The sequence below is a fragment of the Streptomyces sp. Da 82-17 genome (assembly GCF_046098215.1).
Classification (GTDB): Bacteria; Actinomycetota; Actinomycetes; order Streptomycetales; family Streptomycetaceae; genus Streptomyces.
On the sequence record NZ_JBJURH010000017.1, the window covers coordinates 103,330 to 129,796 of the forward strand.

A 26,467-nucleotide genomic window follows, 5' to 3' on the forward strand; every position below is an offset into this window, starting at 1 on the left:
GGGTCTCAGAGGGCGTGGCGGACCCAGACGTTGGGCTCTACGTACACCGCGTGGTTCTGGTCCGGGTCGCAGTGGACCGGGGCCAGCGCGCGGGGGACGTCGACGGGGCCCGGCTCGTCGAAGGGGAGGCCGGTCCAGGTGCGCCACTCGTCGAGGGTCCCGGAGACCGTCATGGACGTGGGCGCGACCGCCTCGACGACGCCGCCGGCGCGGACGTGGACCCGCAGCCAGGGGTCGTGCGGGAGCCCGTCGGGGCGGACCCGGCGCGCGTACTCCGCCATCGGCGTGCGCGGTTCGAGGTGCTTGGCGCTGGGCCGGACCGGCGCGACGAGGGTGTCGAAGCCCGCCGCCCGCGCCCGGTCCCGCATCGCGCCGAGCATCGCGTACGAGAGTCCCCCGCCCTGCGCGCCGGGCGCGACGGTGACCTCGATGGCGCTGACGGTGTCGGGCTCGACGCCGTGCCTGCGGTCGGAGAAGGCCCACATCAGGACGCGGTCCCAGCCGCCGTCGGGCAGTGCGCCGCGCCCCTTCGCGTGCAGGGCGAAGGGCACGCTGAGCGCGCGGGCGACGAGCTGGCCGTCGGCGTCGGTGGCGACGAGGACGTGCTCGGGCAGCTCGGAAACGATGCGGCCCCAGAGGATCCAGCCGATCGGGTCCTCGACGACGAACGTCGGCCACGCGTCGCCCAACGCCCAGAATCCCGCGGTGAGTTCGGGCCGCTCGGCGAGCGTGGTGATCTTCAGGTCCGTACGGGAGGGACCGGGGATGCGGGCACGGGCGGGGGCTGGGGTCTCGGCGTCCATGCGGCGCACCGTAGCCGCTGGTCAGCCGCGCCGGTACCGAATTTCCGCGCCCCCGTCACACCTCGCCGAGCCGGTCCCCGAGGGCGACCGGTCCGGGCGTGACGACCTCCGCGTACACCCCGAAGCACATGTCACGGGTGTCGCTCAGGGTCTTCAGGACGCGGTTGTCGGCGGGCAGGCCGGGCTGGGGCAGGGTCGTCATGACGCAGCGCGGGACGCGTTCGGTGATCCTCAACCGGGCGCCGCCGACGCGGAGTTCGCGTCCGATCCAGCCTTCCTCGGCCCACGGCTCGCTCCCCTCGGCCTCGACCACGATGTTCTTGCGGAACCTGCGCACGTCGGCGGGCGCACCGTCGCCGAGCAGCTCGCCGAGTGCGCGCAGGGAGGCCGTGGAGACGAGGGACAGGGGCGCCTGGTCCTGGTACGAGGGGGGCTGCGCGTCCTCGGCCTCCCGCACCAACTCGGCGTCGGGGCCGCAGAGTTCGGCGAGCCGCGGGTCGCCGGGGGCGACGCGGGCGCCGTCCGGCAGCTGCACGGTGAGGGTGCCTGCGGCGTCGTCGTACGCGGCCGAGCAGTCGATCAGCCACGCGCTCTTGCGGAAGCGGCGGCTGTTCTTGCCGCTGCCGAGCTTGCCGTCCGCGTGCCGCAGCGCCCAGAGCCGGTCACCGACGGCGCCGCGCGCGTCGAGGTCCAGGCGGTCGCGGTCCTCGCCGCGCATGGACTTCACCGGAAACCTGGACAGTCCCACGACCGTCGCGAGCACCGTCATCTGCGTTGCCTCCCCGTCGCCCCTCGCCCTTCGGCGCTTGGCCTCGACTCCTGCCGACCGACTTGACCGTACCGGTCCGGGCGGCGTCAGATCCTCCCGATTCCCAGGGTGTTCTCGGCGGGCAGGAGGCCGGAGCCGAGGACGGTGACCCAGGGGTCGCCGAGGAGGTCGGCGAGCCGGTCCGCGCCGGAGGCGCCGAGGGCGCGCCAGGGCGCCGCGGCCAGCTCGTCGGTACGGTCCTCGACCTCGGCGCGCAGGGCCCGGCCCGCCTCGGTCGCCCCGCCGTCGTCGTCCACCAGGCCGCGGGCGGCGAGGCGGCGGCGTCCGGCCGACCACTCCCCGGCGGTCCAGCCGCGGCTCGCGAACGTGCCGGTCGAGGCGGCGCCGACGGCCGCGAACGACACGAGCGACTCGACCGGGTCGAGCTCGGCCTCGCGCAGCGCGGCCAGGTGGCCGTCGCCGCGGTGTTCGCGCAGCGCGGTCGCGGCCTGCCAGAGGATCTGGTGCGGCTCGTCCGGCCAGGGCAGCGCGGCGTTGGCGGCGGCGAGGGGGCGGTCGGCGCCGTCGGCCGCGTCCCGGGCGGCGGCCTCCGCGGCGCGGCGGGTGAGGGCGGCGGCCTCGGCGAGCTCGGGTGCGTCGGCCTTGGCTCCGAAGAGCGCACGGTACGTGCGGTCCACGGCGCGGCGGCGGGCGGCCAGGACGGCGTCCGGGGCGGCGACGTCCCAGACGGCGGGCACGTACCGGCCGACCGTCTCCGGGCTGAAGCTGTAGAACGCGGCCGTCACCCGCTCCGGGCCCGCCGCGCCCAGCGGGGCCGCGCGCCAGGCGAAGTAGCTGGGCCAGCGCTCGTCGGTGCGGTAGCCGAGCGCGGCCGCCTCCGCGAAGGCCTCGGGGGCGTAGTAGAGGACGGCGTGCAGCGGTTCGAGCAGGTGCCAGAGCCGGCGCACGCGGTCGGGTGCGAGGTCGGAGTGGCCGGGGGCGGCGTCGGTGTCGGTGGGCTGGTCCGGGTTCGGCATGACGCTCTCCTGCGGGTGATCGCGGGTGATCCTGCATGGCGGCCGTACGGGCGAACTTGACACTGCCTAGATTGCATCCGCGGCCCGGAACTTGTCAATGCCTAGATTCGGCGTAGCCTGCTGTCCATGACCAGCCAGCGCGCGTACCACCACGGCGATCTGCGCCGCGCCGTCCTCACCGCCGCCCTCGACGTGATCCGCGACTCCGGGCCCACCGCGCTCAGCCTGCGCGACCTGGCACGGCGCGCGGGCGTCTCGCACGCCGCGCCCGCACACCACTTCAAGGACCGCGCCGGCCTCCTCACGGCCATCGCGACGGAGGGGTACGAGCTCCTCGCCGACGCCCTCGCGGACGCGCCGGGACTGCGGGAGCGAGGGGTGCGGTACGTGCGGTTCTGCCGGGAGCATCCGGCGCACTTCCAGGTGATGTTCGCGCCGGAGCTGCTGCGGGAGGACGATCCCGCACTGGTGGCCGCGCGGGAGCGGGCCGGGGAGCAACTCCGGGCGGGAGTCGAGGAGTTGGAGTCGTCCGCGCGGGGGGAGGATGCGCGGCTCGCGGGCGTGGCGGCGTGGGCGTTGGCGCACGGGTTCGCGACGTTGTTGCTGGGGCGGAACCTGGAGGGGCCCTTGGCCGGGCGGGATCCGGAGGAGGTGTTCCGTACGTTGACGGGCTTGCTGTTCCAGCCCGGCTGACCCCAGGGGGCTCCGCCCCCGGCCCCCCGCTCCTCAATCGCCGGAGGGGCTATCGGGTTTCGTGGTCGGCTCCCCCCGGGTGGGTGGGCTGTGCCCACCCGTTCCGCCCTGCGGAACGCCTGCCCACAGCAAGGTGCGCCCCTTCAGGGGCGCGGGGAACTGCGCGAGCGGCCACGACGGCGCCGCAGACGAACGCCCCCTTACCTCGCAGGTAATCGCCCCCTCCCCCACCCCACCGGCACGATGGCCGCATGACCGTCACCCACACCACCCGCACCGTCGTCCAGGAATTCCTCGCCGCCCGGCTCGCCTCGGACGCCGCGCGGCTCACCGAGCTGTTCGCCGACGAAGTCGACTGGCTGCTCGCCGAGAACCCCAACGTGCCGTGGATCCGGCCGCGCGCGACCGGGGCCGAATGCGCCGCGCAGGGCGCCGAGTTGGCGGCGTACGTCGAGGACGCGCAGGCCTCCCTGGACACACTGCTCGTCGACGGCGCCGACGCAGTTCTGTTCGGGCACGTCTCCGGCACCGTCCGCGCGACCGGCCGTCGCTACGAGGGGCCGTTCGCGCTGCGGCTCACCGTCGAGGGCGGCCGGATCACCCGGCACCACCTCTACGAGAACAGCCTGTCCATCGCAGAGGCGTGCACCCCCGCGTGACCGGTCACTCGTACCCGTACCCGGACCCGTACCCCTACGACCCCAGGATCGACGTGAGGAACTCCCCGACCCACGCCAGGAGTTCACGGCCGACCACCGGCTTGCCGCCCACCTTCGCCGTCTTCGGGCGGGGCACGAGCAGCTGCTGGCCGGCGGGCTTGACGACCGTGCCCGGGTAGAGCCGCTTGAGGCGGAGTTCCTGGGACTCCCGCAGCTCGACCGGCGCGAAGCGGATGTTGTTGCCCTGCAGCACGATCTCGGCGACCCCGCACGCGCGGGCCAGCATCCGCAGCCCGGCCACGAGCAGCAGGTTCTCCACCGGCTCCGGCAACTTGCCGTAGCGGTCGACGAGTTCCTCGCGTACCGCCTTGACGTCCTCCTCGGAGTTGGCGGAGGCGATGGCGCGGTAGGCCTGGAGGCGGAGGCGCTCGCCGGGGGCGTAGTCGTGCGGGACGTGCGCGTCGACCGGGAGCTCGATCTTGACCTCCAGCGGCGGCTCCTCCTCGACGCCGCCCTCCAGGGACGCCCGGTAGTCGGCCACCGCCTCGCCGACCATCCGTACGTACAGGTCGAAGCCGACGCCCGCGATGTGGCCGGACTGTTCGCCGCCGAGCAGGTTGCCCGCGCCGCGGATCTCCAGGTCCTTCATCGCGACGTACATGCCCGCGCCCATCTCGGTGTGCTGGGCGATGGTCGCGAGGCGCTCGTGGGCGGTCTCCGTGAGCGGCTTCTCCGGCGGGTAGAGGAAGTAGGCGTAGCCGCGTTCCCGGCCTCGGCCGACGCGGCCGCGCAGCTGGTGGAGCTGGGACAGGCCGAAGTTGTCGCCGCGCTCGACGATGAGGGTGTTGGCGTTGGAGATGTCGATGCCGGACTCGACGATCGTCGTGGAGACGAGGACGTCGAACTTCTTCTCCCAGAAGTCCACGACGACCTGTTCCAGGGCCTGTTCGGACATCTGGCCGTGGGCCGTCGCGATGCGCGCCTCGGGGACGATCTCGCGGAGCCGGGCCGCCGCGCGGTCGATGGACTCGACCCGGTTGTGGATGTAGAAGACCTGGCCCTCGCGCAGCAGTTCACGCCGCACGGCCGCGCCGATCTGCTTCTCCTCGTACGGCCCGACGAAGGTGAGGACCGGGTGCCGCTCCTCCGGCGGGGTGGTGATCGTCGACATCTCGCGGATGCCGGTGACGGCCATTTCGAGCGTACGGGGGATGGGCGTCGCGGACATCGTCAGCACGTCGACGTTGGCGCGGAGCTTCTTCAGCTGCTCCTTGTGCTCGACGCCGAAGCGCTGCTCCTCGTCGACGATGACCAGGCCCAGGTCCTTGAACTTCGTCTCGGACGAGAACAGCCGGTGCGTGCCGATGACGATGTCGACCGAGCCGTCCTTCAGGCCCTCCAGGGTCGCCTTCGACTCGGACTCGGTCTGGAAGCGGCTCAACGCGCGTACGTTGACGGGGAATTGGCCGTACCGCTCGGTGAACGTGCCGTAGTGCTGCTGGACCAGGAGCGTCGTGGGGACGAGGACGGCGACCTGCTTGCCGTCCTGGACCGCCTTGAACGCGGCGCGGACGGCGATCTCCGTCTTGCCGTATCCGACGTCGCCGCAGATCAGCCGGTCCATCGGGACCGACTTCTCCATGTCCTGCTTGACCTCGGCGATCGTCGTCAGCTGGTCCGGGGTCTCCGCGTACGGGAACGCGTCCTCCAGCTCCCGCTGCCACGGGGTGTCCGGGCCGAAGGTGTGGCCGGGGGCGGCCATGCGGGCGGAGTACAGCTTGATCAGGTCGGCCGCGATCTCCTTGACGGCCTTCTTGGCGCGCGCCTTCGTCTTCGTCCAGTCGGCGCCGCCGAGCCGGTGCAGTGTGGGGGCCTCGCCGCCGACGTACTTGGTGATCTGCTCCAGCTGGTCGGTGGGGATGTACAGCCGGTCGCCGGGCTGGCCGCGCTTGGCCGGGGCGTACTCGACGACCAGGTACTCGCGGGTGGCGCCCTGCACGGTGCGCTGCACCATCTCGATGTAGCGGCCCACGCCGTGCTGCTCGTGCACGATGTAGTCGCCGGATTCGAGGGTCAGCGGGTCGATGGTCTTGCGGCGCCGCGCGGGCATCCGCTGCCCGTCCTTGCCGGCGGCCTTCTGCCCGGTCAGGTCGGTCTCGGTGAGGACGGCGAGCTTCAGCGTCTCGTCCACGAAGCCGTACTCGACCGAGCCGCAGGCCACGTGCACCACGGACGGGGAGATCTCCGCCAGGTCCGCGTCCAGGCGGGCGGCGATGCCCTCGCCGCCGAGCACCTCGACGGTACGGGCGGCGGGGCCGTGGCCCTCCGTCACGTACACCGTGCGCCAGCCGTCGGCGAGCCAGCCCTTGGTGTCGGCGAGGGCGCGGGCGGTGTCGCCGCGGTACGACTCGGGGGCGTGCATGCCGAGCTTGAAGGTGTCCCCCGCCGCGTCAGCGGCAAATGTCTCCGTGAGCTCTTCGTCGGCGGCGAACGGGGAGACCGACCACCACATCATGCCGAGCTCACGCGCCCGGTCCCGGACGTCCGCGATGCCCCACAGGGAGGCCGCGCCCACGTCGATCGGGGCCTCTCCCCCGCCGGCCGTGGCGGCCCAGCTGGCCTGCAGGAACTCCTGCGAGGTGGCGACCAGGTCGGCGGCGCGCGTCCGCACCCGCTCCGGGTCGCACACCACGGCCATGGCGTTCTCCGGCAGCACGTCGAGCAGCAGCTCCATGTCGTCCACGAGGACCGGGGCGAGGGACTCCATGCCCTCGACGGCGATGCCCTCGGCGATCTTCCCGAGCAGCTCGCCCAGCTCCGGGTGCTGCTCGGCCAGCGCCGCGGCCCTCTCCCGTACGTCATCGGTGAGGAGCAGCTCGCGGCAGGGCGGGGCCCACAGGCCGTGCTCGGCGATCTCCAGGGACCGCTGGTCGGCGACCTTGAAGTAGCGGATCTCCTCGACGTCGTCGCCCCAGAACTCGATGCGCAGGGGGTGTTCCTCGGTCGGCGGGAACACGTCGAGGATGCCGCCGCGGACCGCGAACTCGCCGCGCTTCTCGACCAGTTCGACCCTTGCGTACGCCGCCGCCGCGAGGGCCTCGACCGTGTCGTTCAGGTCGACGGTCTGGCCCTGCTTCAGGCTCACCGGCTCCAGGTCGCCGAGCCCCTTGACCTGCGGCTGCAGCACGGACCGCACGGGCGCGACGACGACGCTGACCGGGCCGGTCTCCGGGTCGTCCGTGCTCGGGTGCGCGAGGCGGCGCAGCACGGCGAGGCGGCGGCCGACGGTGTCGCTGCGCGGGCTGAGCCGCTCGTGCGGCAGCGTCTCCCACGACGGGTACTCCACGACGCCGCTCGGGTCGAGCAGCGAGCGCAGCGCCGCCGCGAGGTCCTCGGCCTCCCGGCCGGTGGCGGTCACGGCGAGCACCGGGCGCTTCGTCTCGCGGGCGAGCGCGGCGAGGGCGAAGGGGCGGGCGGCGGGCGGGCCGACCAGGTCGACGTGCATGCGGTGGCCGTCGGCGGCGGCCTTCACCGCGTCGGTGAGGGCGGCGTCCTTGACGACCGCGTCGAGCAGTCCGTGCAGGCTCATGAAGGGCTTTTCCGTCCGGGAAGCGGGCAACGCGCGACGCCCGACACGTCTTACGGGCCGGGGGTCTCCAGCGTACGCCGGTTCCTCCCGGGGGGCTCCGCCCCCGGACCCCGGCCGCCTTTCGGCTGCCGCGCCGTCGTGGCTGGTCGCGCCCCGCGGCGGAGCCGCTGATGTCACAGTCCCGCGCCCCTATCGGGGCACGCCCTCTGAGACCATGACCCGATGTCCACCCCCCGCCCGGTTCCGCCCGCGAAGTACGACCCGTACCTCCTCGCCGCCGTCCTCTTCCTCGCGTACGCGCTCGTTTCCGTGCTGCGGTGGTTCCGGATGCAGAACCGGTCGTGGGATCTCGGGATCTTCGAGCAGGCCGTCCGCGCCTACGCCCAGCTGCAAGCGCCCATAGCCGACCTGAAGGGCCCGGGCGCGCACATACTCGGGGACCACTTCTCCCCCGTCACCGCGCTGCTCGCGCCGTTCTACCGGGTCTTCCCGTCGCCGGTGACGCTGCTGCTCGCGCAGGCCGCGCTGTTCGCGCTGTCCGCCGCGGTGGTGACCCGGGTCGCGGCCCGGCTGCTCGGGCGGGCACGCGGCCTCGCGATCGGGGTGGCGTACGGGCTGTCCTGGGGGCTGCAGCGGGCCGTGGACTTCGACTTCCACGAGATCGCGTTCGCCGTGCCGCTGATCGCCCTCTCCCTGGAGGCCGTGCTGCGCGAGCGGTGGCGGGCCGCGCTGTGGTGGGCGCTGCCGCTGGTGTTCGTCAAGGAGGACCTGGGCCTCACCTGCTCGGCGCTCGCCCTGGTCGTCGCCCTGCGAGCCAGGAAGTCGCAGCCACGCGTCCTTCCGTACGCCCTCGGCCTCGCCGCGTTCGGGGCGCTGGCCGCGCTGCTCACGTTCACCGTGCTCATCCCGGCCTTCAACACGGCGGGCGGCTACGACTACTGGGCCAAGGTCAGCGAGGGCCCCACCCCGCTCGACGGCCTGGACACCAAGCTCCGCACCCTCGGCTGGCTGCTGATCCCGACCAGCGGGCTGCTCGCGCTGCGCTCCCCGCTCCTGATCGTCGCCCTGCCCACGCTCGGCTGGCGCTTCGTCTCCGGCGACAGCCACTACTGGGGTACGGACTGGCACTACAGCGCCGTCCTCATGCCGGTCGTCGCCCTCGCCCTGGTCGACGCCCTGCGGCTGACCCGCGGCAGCGCCCGGCCGTGGCTGCGCCGGTACGCGGCCCAGCTGCCGACCGCCGTCGCCGCCGCCGCGCTCGCCCTGACCACGGCGCTGCCGCTGGCCACGCTCACCGAGGCGGCCACGTACCGGGAGGGCCCGCACGTCGCCGACGCGAAGAAGCTCTTCGACCGGATCCCGGACGGCGCGACCGTCGAGGCGAACATCGCGCCGATCAGCCGGCTGACGTCCCGCTGCCGGGTGTTCTGGCTGGGCGGCACCGAGGGCGTCACGCCCGAGTACATCGCCCTCGACAACACCCGCGGCCGGTACGAGGACCCGCTGCGCACGGCCCGCGAGCTGCATCCGGACGCCACGTACGAGGTCACGGGCCTGGCCGGCGGATACCTGGTGCTCAAGCGCACCCTCTGAACCCCGCCCGGCCCGGGCCCCGCCCCTGACCCCTCCCGCCGCGCCGCCCGAGGTGAGAAGGTGTCCGACGGCGCGCGGATGGATGTATGGGGAAAGGACTTGGGCCGGTGACGGCAGCGGACGGCATACGGGAAGGCGCCTCCGGGCGGAGCTCCGGGCGTGACTCCGGGCGTACGGGGACGCGCAGGCGCGGAGCGGTCGTGGCGGCCCTGATGCTCGCGATGGCGCTCGCCGCCCTCGACTCGACGATCATCGCGACGGCCGTCCCGCAGATCGTCGGCGACCTCGGCGGCTTCTCCGTCTTCTCCTGGCTGTTCTCCGGCTATCTGCTCGCCGTCACCGTCACCCTGCCCGTGTACGGGAAGCTCTCCGACACCTTCGGCCGCAAGCCGGTGCTGATCGCGGGGATCAGCCTGTTCCTCGTCGGCTCGCTGTTGTGCGCCGGGGCCTGGGACATGGCCGCGCTGATCGCGTTCCGGATCGTGCAGGGCCTCGGCGGCGGCGCCATCCAGGGCACCGTCCAGACACTGGCCGCCGACCTGTACCCGCTGGAGCAACGCCCCAGGATCCAGGCCAAGTTGTCCACCGTGTGGGCCGTGTCGGCGGTGGCGGGTCCGGGGCTCGGCGGGGTGCTCGCGGCGTACGCGGACTGGCGCTGGATCTTCCTGCTCAACCTGCCCGTCGGCGCCGTCGCCCTGTGGCTGATCGCCCGCCATCTGCACGAGCCGGCCCGGGAACGCCGCAGCGCCCGGATCGACTGGGCGGGCGCCGCGGCCGTGTTCGCCTGCGGCGGCGTGCTGCTCACCGCCGTCGTTCAGGGCGGCGTCGCCTGGCCCTGGCTGTCGGCCCCGTCCCTCGCGCTCTTCGGCACGGGCGCGCTGCTCGCCGTCGTCACCGTGTTCGTCGAGCGCCGCGCGGCCGAGCCGATCATCCCCGGCTGGGTGTGGCGGCGCCGCACGATCGCCGCCGTGAACCTGGCCCTGGGCGCGCTCGGCCTCCTGATGGTCGCGCCGACGGTGTTCCTGCCGACGTACGCGCAGTCCGTCCTCGGCCTCGACCCGGTGGCGGCCGGGTTCGTGCTCAGCGTGATGACGCTCAGCTGGCCGGTGTCCGCGGCCCTGAGCCAGCACGTGTACCGGCGCATCGGCTTCCGCGACACCGCCGTCGTCGGCATGGCCGCGGCCGCGCTGATCCTGCTGAGCTTCCAGCTCGTGCCGTACCCGGGCGCGGCCTGGCAGCCCGCGCTGATCATGCTGCTGCTCGGCGCCGCGCTCGGCCTGTTCCAGCTGCCGCTGATCGTCGGCGTGCAGTCCACGGTCGGCTGGGCGGAGCGCGGCACGACCACCGCGTCCGTGCTGTTCTGCCGCCAGATCGGCCAGACCGCGGGCGCCGCCGTGTTCGGCGCGGTCGCCAACGGCGTCCTGACCTCCCGGCTCGGCGGCGCCACCGACCTCGACTCGGCCGCCCGCAACCCGGGCGACGCGGCGGTGCGCCGCGCGATCGACGCCGCCGTCGACTCGGTCTACCTGGGCGCGGCCTGCGCGGCCGGACTCGCCCTCGTCGTGCTGCTCACGGTGGCGCCGCGCAGGTTTCCCGTACTGCGGCGGGAGGCGGAGCGGGAGCCCGAGCAGGAGGCGCAGCTGGGGGTGGAGCGGGAGGTGGAACGGGAGCCCGAGCCGGAGCGGGAGCCCAGGGGCGGCCGCCCGTCGGAGATGCCTCAGTCGTCACACGGGAACCCTCAGCCCCAGGCGCCCCGCGCCGACTGACCAGGTCGTGAGAATCCCCCGGGAAACCCTCCACCTTCCCGCTACCTGCGAGTAACGTACCGGGCCTCCCCCGCGGTCCTCCCCCGGACCAGAGCCGGCAAGGAGCCCCCCGATGCACGACCCGCACGCCCGGCACCGCCCACACGACCCGCACGGCGCTCCCCCGAACTCCCCCTCCCCGTACGCCGATCCCGCTGCGCCGCACCTCACGTACCCCTGGATGCCGCGGGCCCCGGAGGTGGTCGTGCCGCGGCGGCGGCCCTGCGGGCCCGCGCTCGGGCGGCACAGCGACATCCGCGTGCTGCGCTCCGCGTACAAGTGGCTGCGCCGGGTCGCCACCGTCACCGCGCTCGGGTACTTCACGCTCTTCCTCGTCCTGTCCGCGTACGCGCCCGGCCTCATGACCCTGCGCGTCGACGGCGGGCTCAGCGCCGGGCTGCTGCTCGGCGCCTGCCAGTTGCCGGTGACGCTGGCCGCGCTCGCCGTGTACGAGTGGCGGGCCCGCCGCGCCGTCGACCCGCTCGCCGAACGGCTGCGCCGCCAGGCCGAGTTGGAGGCCAGGCGATGACGTCGACGGCCACCCGGATCCTCGCCCTGCAGCCGCCCGACCTCGGCTCGCCCGGCACGCGGACGGCCTGCCTGATCGCCTTCACCGCCGTCGCCACGCTCACCCTGCTGCTCTGCGTCCTGAGCGGGCCCGACCGCGACGACCTCGACACGTTCTACACCGGCTCCCGCACCCTGTCCCCGCTGCGCGGCGGACTCGCCGTCGCCGGCGACTACATCTCGGCGGCCACCCTCATCGGCACGATCGGCGTCATCGCGCTGACCGGCTACGACGGCGTGGTGCTCGCCCTGTCCACCGCCCTGTCCCTGGTCCTGCTGATGTTCCTGCTCGCCGAACCGCTGCGGAACGCGGGCCGGTTCACGATGGGCGACGTGTTCGCGCGCCGCCTCACGGAAGCCGTACGGAACGAACAGGGCGTGGTGCGGGGCGTGCGGATCGCCGCCTGCGGCGCGACGCTCGCCGCGCTCCTCCCCCTGATGGTCGTCCAACTGGCCGTCGCGGGCGAGGTGTTGGTGTTCATCCTCGGCGTCGACCGGCCGGGGGTGCGAGCCGGCTGCGTCCTGCTGCTCGGCGCCCTGATGATCAGCTACGCGGCGATCGGCGGCATGAAGGGCACCGCCCTCATCCAGGTCCTCAAGATGGTGCTGCTGCTCGGCGCGGGCGCCCTGCTCGCCGGGCTCGTCCTGCACCGCTTCGGCTGGAGCCCCGGCGCACTGCTCTCCGCCGCCGAACGCGGCAGCGGCGCGGGCCCCCGATTCCTGGAATCAGGGCTGCAGTTCGCGGGCGGCGCCGCGCCGCGGCTCGACATGATCTCCTCCGAGCTGACCGTGGTGCTCGGCGGCGCCTGCCTGCCGCACGTCACGATGCGGATGTACGCGCCGCGCAGCGCCCCCGCCGTACGCCGCTCCCTGTCCTGGGCCGTCTCGTCCGTGACCGTCTTCGCGCTGCTGATCTCCGTGATCGGCTTCGGCGCGACCGCGCTCGTCGGGCGGGCACGGCTCGCCGCGAGCGACGGGCAGGGCGACACGGCGCTGCTGCTCACCGCGCAGGCCGTGTTCGGCCCGGAGGCGCCGGCCCTGGAGACGTTCGTGTTCACGGCCGTCACGGCGATGGTGTTCCTGACGGTGCTCGCCTCGGTCGCCGGGATGATCCTCGCCTGCGCGAACTCACTGGCCCACGACGTCCTCGCACACCGCGCCGAACCCCCTTCCCCGCGCCGGGAGTTGAGGCTCGCGCGGGTCTCGACGGCCGTGGTGGGCGGGACGGCGATCGCGCTCGCGGTGTCGGTGCAGCATCTGAATCTGCAGCCGCTGGTGTCGATGTCCTTCTGCCTGGGCGCGTCCGCCCTGGCCCCGGCCCTGGTCTACAGCCTCTTCTGGCGCCGCTACACGAGTACGGCCCTGATCTGGACCCTGACCGGCGGCACCGTCGCCGTGCTCGTCCTCACCACCGGCACGAACCTGGTCTCCGGCCACCCCGGCTCGGCCTTCCCGAACCACGACTTCAACTGGTTCCCGTTCACGACGACCGGCATCGCGTCCATCCCCCTCGGCTTCCTCATCGGCTGGCTCGCCACCCTCCTAACCCGCCCGGCAACCCGCACGGAACAGCGCCGCCGGTACGAGGCGGTGGAGGGGTGGATTCTGGCGGGGGCGCGAAGGCGGGACGGTCCCTGAAGTCCGACTCCGGCCATTCCAGCCCGTCCGGCGTTTGAGCGGGGACCACTATCAGCCCGTCCGGCGTTTGAGGACGAGCCCGGAGGGCGATCGACGGCGCCCGAGCCGACGGTGCCCGCCCGCCCACGGCCACCGAGCCGACCCGGCGGACGGCCACCGAGCCGACGGAACACGAACGCGTACGGCGCCCTAGTCCCCGGACACCTGCCCCGGCACCGTCGCCCCGCCCGCCAGGTCGGCGAGGCTGCTGCGGACGTGGTCCATGTGCGCCCGCAGCTCGTCCCCCGCCTCCTCGTGCTCGCGCAGCAACCGCTCCGTCTCGCGCTCCAGGCGGTCCGCCCGCAGCCGGGCCTCCGCGAGGATCTCCGCCGCGCGCGCGTCGGCGTCCTCCTGGCCGTGCCGGGCCGCCTCCTCCGCCTCGGCCAGCGCCCGTTCGGCCTCCGCGCGCCGCGCCTCGCCGGCCGCTTCGAGCTCCGCCTCGTGCGCCTCGGCCGCCGCGACCCGCTGCGCCTCCTCGCGCCGCTCGGTCTCGCGCCGCTCCGCGTGCGCCTTCGCCTGGTCGGCGAGGAGTTTCTCGCACCGCTCACGGGTGTCCCGCAGCACGGCGAGGGCCTCGCTGCGCAACTCCTTGTTGCCCCTGCGCACGGTCGCGCGGATCTCGTCGACCTCGCCCTGCGCCGCCTCCAGGACCCGCCGCCCGTGCTCCTCGGCCGCGTCCCGCACCGACTCCGCGTACGCGGCGGCCTCCTCGCGCTGCCGCTGCCCGTACGCCGCGGCCTCCTCCGTCTCCCGCTCCGCGTCGGCGCGTGCGGTGCCGAGCACGTCGTCGGCCTCCTCCTGCACGGTGGCCAGGAGCTGCTGCGCGCGGGCGCCCAGCGTCTCGTACGTCTGCGGGGGCAGCTGCGCCACGACCGCGCGCAGCCGGCCGAGTTCCTCCTCCATCTCCTTGGCGAGGACCGTCAGCCGCGCCGCCCGCTCCCAGGCGGCGTCCCGCTCCGCGTAGAGCCCGGCGGCGAAGGCGTCCACCTGCTGCGGCCGATAGCCACGGCCCCGTACGACAGGGAAGCCGGGGGACGACGGCGCTGCACTCATCCTGGAACCTCTTCTCCGGCGCTCGCGTGGGCGGCGAGACGCGCTGGTCGCTGCGGTGGCGCTTCGGGATCTCTTCGGCGCACATCTTGATGGATCATGCCGAAGCGCTCATACCGCGACACTCCACCCATGTCCTCGGTCAAGGATGCGCGAAAACCGGGCGAAGTCGGAATTCCGGGGGTCGTACGACGGGACCGGTCCGTACGGAAACGACGCGGCGCCGGGCCCGCCCGTGAAGGCGGAACCCGGCGCCGGGAAGCGTCCGCGGAGCGGGGACCGGCCTACAACAGGCCGTCCCACATCTGCTCCAGGAGCACCGACCACCAGCTGTCCGGCGAGCCGAGCGCCGCCCCGTCGAGCGCCGCCAGCTGCTGCTGGAAGTCGACGGTCCAGCGGCCCGCCTGCTCCTGGTTGAGCCCGTACCGCAGTCGCCACATCCGCCCGAGAAGAGCGAGACAGCGGGCGAACTCCGGCAGCCCCGTGTTGACGAACTGCGGCGCGACCGACGTACCGCCCGGCCCGGCCTCGACCGGCACCGCCACGATGTTCGCCGTGCCGTACTGCACACAGATCGCCCGGCCGAAGTCGCTGCCCATGACGAGGTACGACCCGGCGTCGGCCGCGGGCTGCACACCGCGCTCCTGCGCCAGTTCGGCGAGCGTCGGCACCGGCCGGCCCGGCTGCGCCTGCGCCCAGAAGAACGGGCTCACGTCCATCGGCAGGCCGGACCACATCAGCGTGTGCGCCACGATGTCCGGCACGCCCTGCCGCGACACCGCCCGCTGGTCGTAGCGGAACACACCCTGCGGACCGAACGCCCCGGCCAGCTCCTGCGCCACCCCGTCCGGCGGGATCGGCGGCGCGGGCTGCACCGGCTGCACCGGCACCCGCACCGGCGCGGGCCGCGCCGGGCCGTCGGCGACCTGGTGCAACTCGCCCTGGTGGGCGAGGAGTTGCTGCATGCCCTGCTGTCGCGAGGCGTGGTCCGTGCCGTACGCGGCGATCGACGTGATCCGCGCCTGCGGCCACTGCTCCCGGATCATCCGCGCGCAGTACGCGCCGGGCAGCTCGCAGGACTCCAGCTCCGTGTGCAGCTCCAGGACCTGCTGCGGCGGCACGTTCATGCCGCGCAGCTCGTGCAGGATCTGCCACTCCGGGTGCGGCATTCCGGGCGCGGAGCGCCGGATCAGCTGCTGCTCGGACCCGTCCTGCGCGCGGTAGCGCAGCACGGCCTGGTAGCCGGGCCCGACGGTCGGCTGCCCGGACGGCGGCTGCTGCGGATAGCCGTACGCGGGCGCCTGACCGGGAGGCGGCGCCTGACCGGGAGGCGGGCCCTGCGGCTGCGGGGGCTGGGGTGCGCCGGGCGGCGGGCCCGGCGGCGGACCGGGAGGCCCGACGGGCGCGCCGGGGCCGCCGACCGCGGGACCGGCCAGCATCGTCGCGGCGTGGTGCACGCCCTCACCCGGAGCACCGGGCGCACCGGGCGCGCCAGGAGCCGCCGGGGGAGGCGGAGTCGAGCCACCGCCACCGGGCGCACCCGGGGCACCGGGAGGCCCGGGCGGACCGGGAGGCCCGGGCGGACCGGGAGGCTGCGGGGCGCCAGGCGCACCGGGGGCGCCGGGAGGCCCGGGCGGACCAGGAGGCTGAGGTGCACCGGGGGCGCCCATCGCCGACGGGTCGGCGAACATCGTCGCCGCGTGATGCATCCCACCGGAGCCGGAGCCCGAGCCGGAACCGGGCACACCGGGAGGCCCGGGCGGCTGCGGAGCGCCGGGCGCACCGGGGGCGCCGGGAGGTCCAGGCGGACCGGGAGGCTGCGGAGCACCGGGCGCGCCGGGAGGCCCGGGCGGACCGGGAGGCTGCGGAGCACCGGGCGCACCAGGGGCTCCGGGGGCACCGGGAGCGCCCATCGCGGACGGGTCGGCGAACATTGTGGCCGCCTGGTGCACGCCACCGCCGTCGCTCGGCGGGCCGGGAGGGCCGGGAGGAGCGGGCGGGCCGGGAGGCGTCGGAGCACCGGGCGGCTGCGGCCCGTCGGGGCCGAGCGAGGAGACGAGCTGCGTCGGTACGTACCCACCGGCCGGCGTCCCGGGCGCACCCGGACCGGACGCGGGCGGCGGAGTCGACCCGGCGGGCGCCGCGGGAGCGGCAGGAGCGGCGGGAGTGGCAGGCGCGGACGGAGCCGGGGGAGCCGACGACGGTGCCTCGTCGAAGTCGTGCGGCGAGGCGGCCGATGACACGTCGTCGGCGTCCGCGCCTGCGGGCCCGGCGGGCGGCGCGGACGGCGGGGGCGGCGTGGCCGACCGGTCCTCACGCTCGTACTTGGGGGACACCGCGGTCGGCGGGAGCCGGCTGCCGCCCTCCATGAGCGCGGTCTTGGCGTCGGGCGGGACCGCGGGCTGCGCCGCGTCGTCGTCCGAGTCCGAAAGGGCGGGCGCGGTCACGGTGTTGGGCAGCGAGACGGAACGGTCGTCGTCGTCCGCGTTCGTGTCCGTACCGGCCCAGGGCGTCGCGGCGCCGGAACCGTCCGGCCCCCCGGGGGCCTGCGGCACGACGGGCGGCGCAGGCGCGGCCGGCGCCTCGGGCGCGACCGGAGCCGAAGGAGCCGCCGGAGCCGAAGGAGCCGAGGGCGCAGCCGGAGGCTGGGGCACGGACGGAGGCTGAGGCACGGACGGCGCGGCAGGAGCAGCAGGAGCGGCAGGAGCACCCGGCGCCGCAGGCGTACCGACATCCTCGGCCTGCGCTCCCCGCCCCCCGATCCCCATCTGGTCCGCGGCCTCCTGCAACCACTCCGGCGGGCTCAGCAGGAACGACGTCTGGTTGAGGTCCACCCGCTCGGGGGCGGGCGCGGCGGCGGGCGTCTCGGCGGCCGCGTACTCCTCCTCGTACCGCCTGATCACCTCGCCGACCGGGAGGCCCGGCCAGAGGGTGGCCTCGCCGCTGTCGCGGGCGATGACCAGGCGCTGCAGGCCGCCCTCGGAGCGCGGCCCGTCCTCCCGGTCCTCCGCCCAGACCACGAAGCCCAGGTCGAACTCCCGCACCCGCACCTCGCGGTGCTGGTACGCCGGCACGTCGCCGTTGATCCACTCCTCGGCGCGCTCCTGCGCCTGTGCGAACGTCACCATCGTCTGCTCACTCCCCCACCGCGGAGACCGGCACGGCACGCGCGAAGCCGCCGTCCACCATCAGGTTCGCCACCGTCTCCAACTCCGGGGGGTTGCCCGCGAGTCGGGACAGGAACGCGTCGAAGTCGTCGCCGCACGGCAGCAGCAGCTGCTCCACCCGCTCGTCGATCGTCATGCCGTCCCGATCCCGGGCGTCGTCGTACGGGCAGAACCACACCGAGCCGAGCCGGTCACCGCGCACCTTCACCGCGATGAGGCCGCCCTGCACGAACGCCACCCCCAGGTAGTCCTTGGTGAGGTGGTCGCGCAGGCACTTGTTGACGTAGAAGAGGTCGTTGACCGCGGCCTCGTCGCGCACCGTGAAGAACGGCTGGTCCACGAGCAGCCCCAGCTCGGCGTCGAGGGCCGCCCCGGCCGGGGCGCAGCCGCCCGCCGCCTTCAGGAACGAGCGGTAGGCGCCCGGCAGCCGGTACCCCAAGTCCTCCTCTATGCCGAGGAGTTGCTGCTCCGAAACAGCGAGCCGGGACTTCGGCAGCCGGAAGTGCGCGGGCCGGACCTCCTGCAACGGGCGCGTGCCCCGCTTCTGCTGGTCCACCGCGGCCGTCGCGATGCCGCCGTGATGCCGGAGGAGAGCCTTCACCTCGACCGGGATCAGCTCCAGGCGGCGGGTACCGGCCACGTGGTGCCAGGTCCAGCCGTGCGGCGTCGCCACCGCGGGGATCGTGTCCCACAGCTCATGACCGTCCGCCGCGAGCGCCGCGTTCGCCGACACGTAGTCCGTGAGCCGCAGCTCGTCCACGCCGAAGCCCTCCGGCGGGTCGGCGATCTCCGCCGCGGCGCGCGCGTACGGCGAGAAGTCCGGGAAGCCGTCCGACCCGACGCGCACCCCCCGCGGATGGCGCGCGGCCCGCACCGGGTCCGGGAAGTGCACGAGCTGACCGGCGTACGCCGCGTTCGGCGGTGCGGCGCCCCCGGCCCGGGAACCGGCCTGGGAACCGACCTGGGAACCGGGCGATACCCCGAGGCCGAGCCGACCTGTCGTCATGGCGGTTGCCCCCTGCGGCACATCTGAAGGTTCGGATCCAGTCCGCCGAGCCCCCGACGAATGCACCGCGTCACGCGTCCATCGAGTCCTCTGACGGGACGGCCGCGCACGGCCGACACGCCACAGCCTAAGCGCTGCCGCACCCCCGGTCACCGGGCCTCCGCTTCCGTGACCTGCGGTCACCCGTACGTGACGGTACGACCAAAACGGCCCAACACACACAGACCCAGCTTCCGCACCAGCCACCGCATTTGGCAGGCTGTCCCCGCACTCCGGGGAGTGGGCCCAGGCAGCGGGAGCCGCTCCGGGGAGTGCGGAGGTGCCACCAGAAGTCACCGTGGCAGGCAAGGGAGGGGACTCGAGCACACATGCACACCGCACAACCGCACGGCGCGGGCGATCCGCGCCTCAGCTGGAGCGCCACCGGGACGACCCCTCCCCCGGCACTCCGGCACCGCCGCGACGGCATCCTGCCCACCGTCGCCGCGGCGCTCTCCGTACGCGGCGAGACCCTCACCTCCACCGCAGGGCGCGGCGACACCGCCCCCGAGCTGCACCCGCTGGTCCAGGACTTCCTCGACACCCTCGCCAGCGGGCAGCGCGAGCGGTTCACCGGGCGCTGCCCCGAGGCCCTGCTGCTGTCCCGGCACCTGAGCGCCGTCGAGGCCGGCCGCTCCAAGCGCGCCCAGCGCAAGCCCCTCACGCCGGCCGAGGCCCGCAAGGCCCTCAAGCACGCCAAGCTCACCACCCGGCGCATCCGCGAGGCCGGCGACCCCCTGCACGGCGCGTTCGCCGCGCCCTGCCGCTCCTGCACCGCGCTCATCGCCCACTTCGGCGTGCGCGTCGTCGCCCCCGCCGACGCCGCCGAGACCACCGAGGACCAGGCCTGATGTCCGCCGAGCCGACGGAAGGACGAGGCTGATGCCCGCCACCGACCGCGCCGCAGCGCGCACCTCCACGACCCGCTTCTCCGTCACCGTCGACGCGGCGCTCCGCGAGTCCGGCTGGCAGCCCGGCCGCTGGGACATCAAGCAGGCCGAGCAGTGGGCGGACGCGCTGCGCCAGCACACCTCGCCCGCCGGGCACCGGCACACCGTCTTCCCCGCCGCCGTCGAGGTCTGGGCCGAGTTCGGCGGCCTCACCGTCACGCCCAGCGGACCCGGCCGCCAGATCGCCCCGGTCTCCGTGCACTTCGACCCGCTCCTCGGCCTCCACATGGCCCGCACCCTCGGCGACCTGGGCCGCGCCCTCGACACCGAGATGTGCCCCCTCGGCGAAGAGACCGACACCCAGGCCCTCGTCGCCATCGACGCCGAGGGCCGCGTCTACGCCCTCGACCACTCCGGCGACTGGTACGCGGGCGCCGACATCGACGCCGCCCTCGACACCCTCATCTCCGGAACGATGCCGGTACGCCTGACGGCGAGCTGACCCGGACACCTCCCCGTCGAACCCCGCAACCGCGGCGGCGCCCCTACCGCCCCGCCGGAATCACCGCCGAGACCCGGAACCCGCCCGCGTCCGTCGGGCCCGACACAAACACCCCGCCCAACGCGCCGACCCGCTCCTTCATGCCCACCAGGCCGTTGCCCCCGCTCGGCAGCCGCGCCTCGTCGCGCACGCCCTCCGGTGGCGGCTCGTTCTCCACCTGCATCGCCACTTCCGCCCCACGATGTGCGAGCCGCACGTACGTCTTGGCGCCCGACGCGTGCTTGTGCACATTCGTCAGGCCCTCCTGGATCACGCGGTACGCGGTCTGCTCGACCTCCGCCGGGTAGCCCGCCGGCTCCCCCTCCACCGACAGCACGACCGCCATGCCCGCCGAGCGGGACTGCCCGAGGAGCTCCTCCAGGTCCGCCAGGCACGGGCCGTCCTCGGTCTGCGCCCGCGAAGCCGCCGCCGCGGCCGCCTCCCCCACCGCGGCCAACGGCGCCGGGGACTCGCCGCGCACCGCCTCCCCCGTACGCAACACCCCCAGCATCTCCCGGAGTTCGGTCAGCGCCTGGCGGCCCATGTCGCCCACGAGCGCGGCGTTCCTGACCGCCTTCTCCGGGTCCTTGCGGGCCACCGCCTGCAGTGCCGCCGCGTGCACCACCATCAGGCTCACCCGGTGCGCCACCACGTCGTGCATCTCACGGGCGATCCGCGTGCGCTCCTCGTTCCGCGCCCACTCCGCGCGCTCCTCGGCGCGCTCCGCGAGCAGCTGCAGCTCCCGCTCCAGGCTGTCCGCCCGCTCCCGCAGCGACTCCATCAGCCGCCGCCGCGCGCCGACGTACAGCCCGAGCAGCAGCGGCGGGGCCGTCACGCCCAGGGAAGCGGTCACCGCGACGAACGGCACGAACCACTCGCCCAGCTCCAGATCCCCCTGCACCATGTCCTGCTGCGACCGCACGAACGTCACGATCATCGTGCCCGCGAGGGACATCCCGGCGAGCGCGCCCGTGATCCGCCGCGGCACGTCCGAGGCCGCCAGCGAGTACAGGCCGACGACCGTCAGCAGAAAGCCCATGTTCGCCGGCGTCACCGCGATCGACACCAGCACCACCGCGATCGGCCACCGCCGCCGCAGCACCAGTACGGAACCAGCCACCACGCCGAGCACCACGCCCAGCGCCACCGGCAGCCCGGCCCGCCCCGCGAACGCGACCCCCTCCGCCCCGCACTCCGCCGCCGAGGCCACCGCGAGCCCCACGTCGAACGCGGCACTGCGCCGCCGCCCCCACCACCACGGCCCCCCGGCCGCCTCGTGGTCCTCTACCCCCGTCGTGGTCATGCCTTCCAGCGTACGGGCGCGCCCCGACACTCGACCGGACACTTCCGGCACTGGGGCACTGGCACCTCCGACGTTCGAACGGAAGCGAAACGCGCCGGTATTACCCGAACTGCTGAATCGCCCAAACTTTCGACCCGGACGTCCGCATTCCGGACAATGCTTGCCTGCATGAACGACAAGACGAGCCGCTACGCCGACCTCGAGACCCTCCGACAACAGGCCATCGAGCTCCGCCGAGCAGGCCTCAGCCTCCGCGAGATCCGAAACGAGCTGAAGGTCTACAACAACGACCTCCTCAACCACCTGGTCAACGGCGAACCCTCCCCCGCCCGCCGCCACCGGGCCAAGGACGACCTCCGCGCTCGCGCCCGCGAACTACGACTGCAGGGGTGGACGTACAACCGCATCCAAGAGGAGCTCGGCTGCTCCAAGAGCTCGATATCCCTCTGGGTGCGAGACCTGCCGCGACCGGAGGGGGCCCGCAGCCTCGAAGAGGCGTCCGCACTCTCCAAGCGCGCCTGGGAGGAGAAGCTGCAGATCCGGGACGAGGAACGCAGCAGGATCAAGAGGGAGGCGGCAGCGCAGATAGGCGAAATGACCGATCGAGAGCTATTCATGACAGGCGTCGCGCTCTACTGGGCCGAGGGCTCCAAGGACAAGTCGCACCAGCGCCGCGAGTCGCTCCAGTTCATCAACAGCGATCCGGACGTGATCACGCTCTACCTCGCATGGCTCGACCTGCTGGACGTGCCGCGCGAACGCGTGCGGTTCCGGGTCAGCATTCACGAGTCGGCGGACGTCGAACGAGCCGAGCAGTTCTGGGCAGACCTGGCGGGCATCGACGTCGGGGAACTCCAGCGGACAACGCTCAAGAAGCACAACCCGAAGACCAACCGAAAGAACACCGGCGACGGCTACCACGGCTGCCTGGTGATCTACGTCTTACAGAGCGCCGACCTGTACCGTCGCATGGAGGGCGCCTGGTGCGGCATAGTAGGGGCCGTGTCTGCGACCCGCACGCGGAAACGGACATAAAGCCCATCCCGGGTCGTCTAAGGGCAAGACGTCAGATTTTGGTTCTGATCATGGGGGTTCGAGTCCTCCCCCGGGAGCTACTCAAGTTCGGGTCCTGACCTAGCCGGTCAGGACCCGTCCCCATTTCCGCCCCACAACGCCCCGGTATCCTGCGGATGTCCACCCCGCAACACATCCTGAGCCGAAGGGCATTTCCGTGAGCGCCACACCCCCGGCCGCCGTTGTCGTCCTTGCAGCGGGTGAGGGCACCCGCATGAAGTCCAAGACTCCGAAGGTCCTGCACGAGATCTGCGGGCGTTCCCTCGTCGGCCATGTGGTGTCCGCCGCGCAGGAGTTGAGCCCCGAGCGGCTCGTCGTGGTCGTCGGGCACGCGCGGGAGCAGGTCGTCGCGCACCTCGCCGAGTCCGACGCCGCGATCCGCACGGCGGTGCAGGAGGAGCAGAACGGCACCGGGCACGCGGTGCGGATGGGCCTGGAGGAGCTGGCGGCGGAGCGCCCGGTGGACGGCACCGTGATCGTGGTGTGCGGCGACACCCCGCTGCTGACCGGGGAGACTCTGCAGGCGCTGGCGGGCACGCACGCCGCGGACGGCAACGCGGTGACGGTCCTCACGGCGGAGGTCCCGGACGCGACCGGGTACGGCCGGATCGTGCGGGACGCCGCGGGCGCGGTGACGGCGATCGTGGAGCACAAGGACGCGGACGCGGCGACGCGGGCGATCCGGGAGATCAACTCGGGTGTGTTCGCCTTCGACGGCGCGCTCCTCGCGGACGCCCTCGGCAAGGTGCGTACGGACAACAGTCAGGGCGAGGAGTACCTGACGGACGTGCTCGGCATCCTGCGGGAGGCGGGCCACCGGGTGGGCGCCTCGGTCGCGGCGGACCACCGGGAGATCGCGGGGATCAACAACCGGGTGCAGCTCGCCCAGGCGCGGCGGACGCTGAACGACCGGCTTCTGGAGCGGGCGATGCTGGCCGGCGTGACGGTGGTGGACCCGGCGTCGACGTTCGTGGACGTGTCGGTGACGTTCGACGCGGACGCGGTGGTGCATCCCGGTACGCAGCTGCTCGGCGCCACGCACATCGGCGCGGACGCGGAGGTGGGCCCGAACTCCCGGCTGACGGACACGTCGGTGGGCGCGGGCGCGCGCGTGGACAACACGGTGGCGGACGGCGCGGAGATCGGCGACGGGGCGCTGGTGGGCCCGTACGCGTATCTGCGGCCGGGGACGCGGCTGGGCGCGCAGGCGAAGGCCGGTACGTACGTGGAGATGAAGAACGCGACGATCGGGGCGGGGACGAAGGTGCCGCACCTGTCGTACGTGGGGGACGCGACGATCGGCGAGCACTCCAACATCGGGGCGGCGAGTGTGTTCGTGAACTACGACGGCCAGGACAAGCACCACACGACGATCGGGTCGCACTGCCGGACCGGCTCGGACAACATGTTTGTGGCTCCTGTCACGGTCGGGGACGGTGCGTACACCGCTGCGGGGTCTGTGATCACGAAGGATGTTCCGCCCGGTTCGCTGGCCGTCGCCCGCGGCCAGCAGCGGAATATCGAGGGTTGGGTGGCTCGGAAGCGGCCCGGGAGTGCGGCTGCGAAGGCGGCTCAGGCGGCCGCCTCGGAGACGGAAGGCGAAGGCTGACCGGAAACAGGTGCGTCTGAGGCGGCGTACCGTGATAGGTGCACGTTATTTCGGCTGGCTCGTATTCAGGGCTGCGATGAACACGTCTGAGGAGACTGTGCTGTGAGCGGGATCAAGACGACCGGCGAGAAGAAGATGATGCTCTTCTCCGGCCGCGCCCACCCCGAGCTGGCCGAGGAGGTCGCCCACCAGTTGGGCATCGGCGTCGTTCCGACCAAGGCGTTCGACTTCGCCAACGGCGAGATCTATGTGCGCTATCAGGAGTCGGCACGTGGTGCGGACTGCTTTTTGATCCAGAGCCACACGGCTCCGATCAATAAGTGGATCATGGAACAGCTGATCATGATCGATGCGCTGAAGCGGGCCTCCGCTCGGTCCATCACGGTGATCGTGCCGTTCTACGGTTACGCGCGGCAGGACAAGAAGCACCGCGGACGTGAACCGATCTCGGCGAAGCTGGTCGCGGACCTGATGAAGACCGCGGGCGCCGACCGGATCGTGACGGTCGACCTGCACACGGACCAGATCGTCGGCTTCTTCGACGGCCCGGTGGACCACCTGTTCGCCCTGCCGATCCTCGCGGACTACGTGGGCGCGAAGGTCGACCGGGACAAGCTGACGGTCGTCTCCCCGGACGCCGGCCGCGTGCGGGTGGCCGACCGCTGGTGCGACCGTCTGGGCGCCCCGCTGGCGATCGTGCACAAGCGGCGCGACAAGGACGTGGCGAACCAGGTCACCGTGCACGAGGTCGTCGGTGACGTGAAGGGCCGCGTCTGCGTCCTGGTCGACGACATGATCGACACCGGTGGCACGATCTGCGCGGCCGCGGACGCCCTGTTCGCGCACGGCGCGGAGGACGTCATCGTGACGGCGACGCACGGCGTGCTCTCGGGCCCGGCCGCGGACCGTCTGAAGAACTCGAAGGTGAGCGAGTTCGTGTTCACCAACACCCTGCCCACGCCCAGCGAGTTGGAGCTGGACAAGATCACGGTGCTGTCGATCGCGCCGACGATCGCGCGTGCGCTGCGCGAGGTCTTCGAGGACGGCTCGGTGACGAGCCTCTTCGAGGAGCAGTAGGCCCCTCGGGTTCCCCCGGGCCCCTCGTAGATCGATTTCTGGTGCGGCCTTCCCGCCGAGTAGACTGCTGAAGTTGCTCGGCGAGGGAGGCCGCACTTTTTCGTGCGGATCCGTTATCGACGCGCTCTTCGTAGCAGGCCGTTCGTGGCCGGGTGACCTGTCCGTTTCTCACCCGTACGAGGAGTGAAAAGCATGTCTGAGGTCAAGATCTCCGCCGAGACCCGCACCGAGTTCGGCAAGGGTGCCGCCCGCCGTCTGCGTCGCGCCGACAAGCTGCCCGCCGTTGTCTACGGTCACGGCGAGGCCCCGGTGCACGTGACGCTGCCGCACCACGACACCCTGATGGCGCTGAAGACCCCGAACGTCCTGATCAACCTGGACATCGACGGCAAGTCGCAGCTGGTCATCCCCAAGGCCGTCCAGCGTGACGTGCTGCGTCAGGGCATCCTGGAGCACGTCGACCTGCTGCTCGTGAAGCGCGGCGAGAAGGTCCAGGTCGAGGTTCCGGTGCACACCGAGGGCGAGCTGGCCCCGGGCGGCAACCTGCTCGAGCACGTTCTGAACTCCCTGCCGGTCGAGGCCGAGGCCACGCACATCCCCGAGTCCGTGACGGTCTCCATCGCCGGTCTGGACGCCGGTGCGTCCGTCCTGGCCAAGGACATCCCGCTGCCCAAGGGCACCACCCTGGCCGTCGAGGAGGACGCCGTCGTCCTGCAGGTCCTGGCCGCGCAGGCCGAGGAGGCCCCGGCCGAGGCCGAGGAAGAGTCCGCGGAGGCCTGATCCGCCGCTGTTCCGGTGCCGGGTACCGTCGTGCTGCGACGGTGCCCGGCATCGGTTCGTTTGTGCCTGTTGTTCTGTTTGGGGAGACGGTCTGAATGTCGAGCGACGCCAACGCGCCCTGGCTGATTGCGGGTCTGGGGAATCCGGGGCCGGGTTACGCGGCCAATCGCCACAATGTGGGCTTCATGGTCGTCGATCTGCTGGCGCAGCGGATGGGCGGCGGCTTCAAGCGGCACGGGAAGGCGCAGGCGCAGGTCGTGGAGGGCCGGGTGGGTCCGCCGGGTCCGGGCAGCCGCCGGGTGGTGCTGGCCAAGCCGATGTCGTACATGAATCTGTCGGGCGGGCCGGTGACGGCGCTGCGGGACTTCTACAAGGTGCCGACGGCCAACATCGTCGCCGTGCACGACGAGTTGGACATCGACTTCGGTGTGCTGCGGCTGAAGCTGGGCGGCGGGGACAACGGGCACAACGGCCTCAAGTCGATGACGAAGGCGATGGGTTCGGACTATCACCGGGTGCGGTTCGGGATCGGTCGGCCGCCGGGCCGGATGCAGGTCGCGGACTTCGTCCTGAAGGACTTCTCCGGGGCGGAGCGCAAGGAGCTCGACTACTTCGTGGACCGGGCCGCGGACGCGGTGGAGGCGCTGGTCATCGAGGGCCTGGAGCGGGCGCAGAGTACGTACAACTCCTGAGCCGGAGCTAGGGCGCGTCTCCCCGAGGCCCTCGTTCGCGGCCGAGCTTGACCGAGGGCTCATTCTTG

At 73.1% G+C, this 26,467-nt stretch carries 21 protein-coding genes and 1 tRNA gene; 14 read left to right on the forward strand and 8 right to left on the reverse strand.

Translation table 11 applies throughout. The features are described from left to right. Nucleotides 1-5 precede the first annotated feature (5 nt). The 3 genes from ACIDOF_RS26250 to ACIDOF_RS26260 form a co-directional block, all read right to left on the reverse strand. Complete coding sequence (locus ACIDOF_RS26250) at nt 6-803, reverse strand: N-acetyltransferase (protein ID WP_409008559.1); 798 nt, start codon at nt 801-803, stop codon at nt 6-8. 55 nt (nt 804-858) lie between these two features. Next, the gene (locus tag ACIDOF_RS26255; protein WP_409008560.1) at nt 859-1,572 is read right to left on the reverse strand and encodes an MOSC domain-containing protein; all 714 of its coding nucleotides are present in this window, start codon (nt 1,570-1,572) and stop codon (nt 859-861) included. Nucleotides 1,573-1,658: 86 nt separating this feature from the next. Continuing rightward, nucleotides 1,659-2,588: an SCO6745 family protein gene (locus tag ACIDOF_RS26260; protein WP_409008561.1), complete on the reverse strand. Its 930-nt coding sequence runs from the start codon at nt 2,586-2,588 to the stop codon at nt 1,659-1,661. A 126-nt stretch (nt 2,589-2,714) separates the two neighbouring features. Between ACIDOF_RS26260 and ACIDOF_RS26265 the strand changes: the two genes are divergently transcribed. Then, nucleotides 2,715-3,281: a TetR/AcrR family transcriptional regulator gene (locus tag ACIDOF_RS26265; RefSeq protein WP_409008562.1), complete on the forward strand. Its 567-nt coding sequence runs from the start codon at nt 2,715-2,717 to the stop codon at nt 3,279-3,281. A 251-nt stretch (nt 3,282-3,532) separates the two neighbouring features. Continuing rightward, nucleotides 3,533-3,940 (forward strand): nuclear transport factor 2 family protein, encoded by a 408-nt coding sequence (locus ACIDOF_RS26270; RefSeq protein ID WP_409008563.1) that lies wholly within the window; start codon nt 3,533-3,535, stop codon nt 3,938-3,940. Between the two features lie 34 nt (nt 3,941-3,974). Here the strand turns inward: ACIDOF_RS26270 and mfd are convergent, their stop codons facing one another. Next, on the reverse strand, nt 3,975-7,529 hold the full coding sequence (gene mfd / locus ACIDOF_RS26275) for a transcription-repair coupling factor (protein ID WP_409008564.1): 3,555 nt from the start codon (nt 7,527-7,529) through the stop codon (nt 3,975-3,977). Between the two features lie 222 nt (nt 7,530-7,751). Between mfd and ACIDOF_RS26280 the strand changes: the two genes are divergently transcribed. The 4 genes from ACIDOF_RS26280 (at nt 7,752) to ACIDOF_RS26295 (ending at nt 13,132) form a co-directional block, all read left to right on the forward strand. Then, the gene (locus ACIDOF_RS26280; protein ID WP_409008565.1) at nt 7,752-9,122 is read left to right on the forward strand and encodes a DUF2079 domain-containing protein; all 1,371 of its coding nucleotides are present in this window, start codon (nt 7,752-7,754) and stop codon (nt 9,120-9,122) included. A gap of 86 nt (nt 9,123-9,208) precedes the next feature. Beyond that, entirely contained in the window at nt 9,209-10,888 is a 1,680-nt protein-coding gene (locus tag ACIDOF_RS26285) for an MFS transporter (protein ID WP_409008566.1), read from the forward strand. Nucleotides 10,889-11,000: 112 nt separating this feature from the next. Further along, nucleotides 11,001-11,456 carry a DUF485 domain-containing protein gene (locus tag ACIDOF_RS26290; RefSeq protein ID WP_409008567.1) on the forward strand — a complete coding sequence of 152 codons (456 nt, stop codon included), beginning with the start codon at nt 11,001-11,003 and terminating at the stop codon, nt 11,454-11,456. Beyond that, on the forward strand, nt 11,453-13,132 hold the full coding sequence (locus ACIDOF_RS26295) for a cation acetate symporter (RefSeq protein ID WP_409008568.1): 1,680 nt from the start codon (nt 11,453-11,455) through the stop codon (nt 13,130-13,132). The genes ACIDOF_RS26290 and ACIDOF_RS26295 overlap by 4 nt, the downstream gene beginning before the upstream one ends. A 189-nt stretch (nt 13,133-13,321) precedes the next feature. Here the strand turns inward: ACIDOF_RS26295 and ACIDOF_RS26300 are convergent, their stop codons facing one another. The 3 genes from ACIDOF_RS26300 to ACIDOF_RS26310 form a co-directional block, all read right to left on the reverse strand. After that, nucleotides 13,322-14,224, reverse strand: a complete 903-nt coding sequence (locus ACIDOF_RS26300) for a cellulose-binding protein (protein ID WP_409008569.1) — start codon at nt 14,222-14,224, stop codon at nt 13,322-13,324. A 281-nt stretch (nt 14,225-14,505) separates the two neighbouring features. Continuing rightward, nucleotides 14,506-17,349 (reverse strand): SUKH-4 family immunity protein, encoded by a 2,844-nt coding sequence (locus ACIDOF_RS26305; protein ID WP_409008570.1) that lies wholly within the window; start codon nt 17,347-17,349, stop codon nt 14,506-14,508. A 7-nt stretch (nt 17,350-17,356) separates the two neighbouring features. Next, a complete protein-coding gene (locus ACIDOF_RS26310) occupies nt 17,357-18,394 on the reverse strand; it encodes an SMI1/KNR4 family protein (protein WP_409008571.1) in 1,038 nt (345 codons plus the stop codon). A 368-nt stretch (nt 18,395-18,762) separates the two neighbouring features. On the opposite strand from ACIDOF_RS26310, the gene ACIDOF_RS26315 reads away from it, so the two are divergent. Then, on the forward strand, nt 18,763-19,284 hold the full coding sequence (locus tag ACIDOF_RS26315; protein WP_409008572.1) for a YwqJ-related putative deaminase: 522 nt from the start codon (nt 18,763-18,765) through the stop codon (nt 19,282-19,284). Nucleotides 19,285-19,315: 31 nt separating this feature from the next. Further along, nucleotides 19,316-19,825, forward strand: coding sequence for an SUKH-3 domain-containing protein (locus ACIDOF_RS26320; protein ID WP_409008573.1), 510 nt, complete (start codon nt 19,316-19,318; stop codon nt 19,823-19,825). A 43-nt stretch (nt 19,826-19,868) separates the two neighbouring features. On the opposite strand, the gene ACIDOF_RS26325 is transcribed toward ACIDOF_RS26320, so the two are convergent. Next, nucleotides 19,869-21,167, reverse strand: coding sequence for a sensor histidine kinase (locus ACIDOF_RS26325; RefSeq protein WP_409008574.1), 1,299 nt, complete (start codon nt 21,165-21,167; stop codon nt 19,869-19,871). Nucleotides 21,168-21,335: 168 nt separating this feature from the next. Between ACIDOF_RS26325 and ACIDOF_RS26330 the strand changes: the two genes are divergently transcribed. The 6 genes from ACIDOF_RS26330 (at nt 21,336) to pth (ending at nt 26,399) form a co-directional block, all read left to right on the forward strand. Beyond that, nucleotides 21,336-22,202 carry a helix-turn-helix domain-containing protein gene (locus ACIDOF_RS26330; RefSeq protein WP_409008575.1) on the forward strand — a complete coding sequence of 289 codons (867 nt, stop codon included), beginning with the start codon at nt 21,336-21,338 and terminating at the stop codon, nt 22,200-22,202. A gap of 6 nt (nt 22,203-22,208) precedes the next feature. Continuing rightward, nucleotides 22,209-22,279, forward strand: a tRNA-Gln gene (locus tag ACIDOF_RS26335). Between the two features lie 119 nt (nt 22,280-22,398). Next, nucleotides 22,399-23,850 carry a bifunctional UDP-N-acetylglucosamine diphosphorylase/glucosamine-1-phosphate N-acetyltransferase GlmU gene (gene glmU, locus ACIDOF_RS26340; RefSeq protein ID WP_409008576.1) on the forward strand — a complete coding sequence of 484 codons (1,452 nt, stop codon included), beginning with the start codon at nt 22,399-22,401 and terminating at the stop codon, nt 23,848-23,850. A gap of 102 nt (nt 23,851-23,952) precedes the next feature. Beyond that, the gene (locus ACIDOF_RS26345; protein WP_409008577.1) at nt 23,953-24,927 is read left to right on the forward strand and encodes a ribose-phosphate diphosphokinase; all 975 of its coding nucleotides are present in this window, start codon (nt 23,953-23,955) and stop codon (nt 24,925-24,927) included. A gap of 192 nt (nt 24,928-25,119) precedes the next feature. After that, nucleotides 25,120-25,707 carry a 50S ribosomal protein L25/general stress protein Ctc gene (locus ACIDOF_RS26350; protein ID WP_409008578.1) on the forward strand — a complete coding sequence of 196 codons (588 nt, stop codon included), beginning with the start codon at nt 25,120-25,122 and terminating at the stop codon, nt 25,705-25,707. A 95-nt stretch (nt 25,708-25,802) separates the two neighbouring features. Next, nucleotides 25,803-26,399, forward strand: coding sequence for an aminoacyl-tRNA hydrolase (pth, locus tag ACIDOF_RS26355; RefSeq protein ID WP_409008579.1), 597 nt, complete (start codon nt 25,803-25,805; stop codon nt 26,397-26,399). Nucleotides 26,400-26,467 lie beyond the last annotated feature (68 nt).

Excerpts from the sequence above, each read along its gene's own strand:
- ACIDOF_RS26250 (WP_409008559.1), bottom strand. The coding sequence starts at position 803 with ATGGACGCCGAGACCCCAGCCCCCGCCCGTGCCCGCATCCCCGGTCCC.
- ACIDOF_RS26255 (WP_409008560.1), bottom strand. The coding sequence starts at position 1,572 with ATGACGGTGCTCGCGACGGTCGTGGGACTGTCCAGGTTTCCGGTGAAG.
- ACIDOF_RS26260 (WP_409008561.1), bottom strand. The coding sequence starts at position 2,588 with ATGCCGAACCCGGACCAGCCCACCGACACCGACGCCGCCCCCGGCCAC.
- ACIDOF_RS26265 (WP_409008562.1), top strand. The coding sequence starts at position 2,715 with ATGACCAGCCAGCGCGCGTACCACCACGGCGATCTGCGCCGCGCCGTC.
- ACIDOF_RS26270 (WP_409008563.1), top strand. The coding sequence starts at position 3,533 with ATGACCGTCACCCACACCACCCGCACCGTCGTCCAGGAATTCCTCGCC.
- mfd (WP_409008564.1), bottom strand. The coding sequence starts at position 7,529 with ATGAGCCTGCACGGACTGCTCGACGCGGTCGTCAAGGACGCCGCCCTC.
- ACIDOF_RS26280 (WP_409008565.1), top strand. The coding sequence starts at position 7,752 with ATGTCCACCCCCCGCCCGGTTCCGCCCGCGAAGTACGACCCGTACCTC.
- ACIDOF_RS26285 (WP_409008566.1), top strand. The coding sequence starts at position 9,209 with ATGGGGAAAGGACTTGGGCCGGTGACGGCAGCGGACGGCATACGGGAA.
- ACIDOF_RS26290 (WP_409008567.1), top strand. The coding sequence starts at position 11,001 with ATGCACGACCCGCACGCCCGGCACCGCCCACACGACCCGCACGGCGCT.
- ACIDOF_RS26295 (WP_409008568.1), top strand. The coding sequence starts at position 11,453 with ATGACGTCGACGGCCACCCGGATCCTCGCCCTGCAGCCGCCCGACCTC.
- ACIDOF_RS26300 (WP_409008569.1), bottom strand. The coding sequence starts at position 14,224 with ATGAGTGCAGCGCCGTCGTCCCCCGGCTTCCCTGTCGTACGGGGCCGT.
- ACIDOF_RS26305 (WP_409008570.1), bottom strand. The coding sequence starts at position 17,349 with ATGGTGACGTTCGCACAGGCGCAGGAGCGCGCCGAGGAGTGGATCAAC.
- ACIDOF_RS26310 (WP_409008571.1), bottom strand. The coding sequence starts at position 18,394 with ATGACGACAGGTCGGCTCGGCCTCGGGGTATCGCCCGGTTCCCAGGTC.
- ACIDOF_RS26315 (WP_409008572.1), top strand. The coding sequence starts at position 18,763 with ATGCACACCGCACAACCGCACGGCGCGGGCGATCCGCGCCTCAGCTGG.
- ACIDOF_RS26320 (WP_409008573.1), top strand. The coding sequence starts at position 19,316 with ATGCCCGCCACCGACCGCGCCGCAGCGCGCACCTCCACGACCCGCTTC.
- ACIDOF_RS26325 (WP_409008574.1), bottom strand. The coding sequence starts at position 21,167 with ATGACCACGACGGGGGTAGAGGACCACGAGGCGGCCGGGGGGCCGTGG.
- ACIDOF_RS26330 (WP_409008575.1), top strand. The coding sequence starts at position 21,336 with ATGAACGACAAGACGAGCCGCTACGCCGACCTCGAGACCCTCCGACAA.
- ACIDOF_RS26350 (WP_409008578.1), top strand. The coding sequence starts at position 25,120 with ATGTCTGAGGTCAAGATCTCCGCCGAGACCCGCACCGAGTTCGGCAAG.
- pth (WP_409008579.1), top strand. The coding sequence starts at position 25,803 with ATGTCGAGCGACGCCAACGCGCCCTGGCTGATTGCGGGTCTGGGGAAT.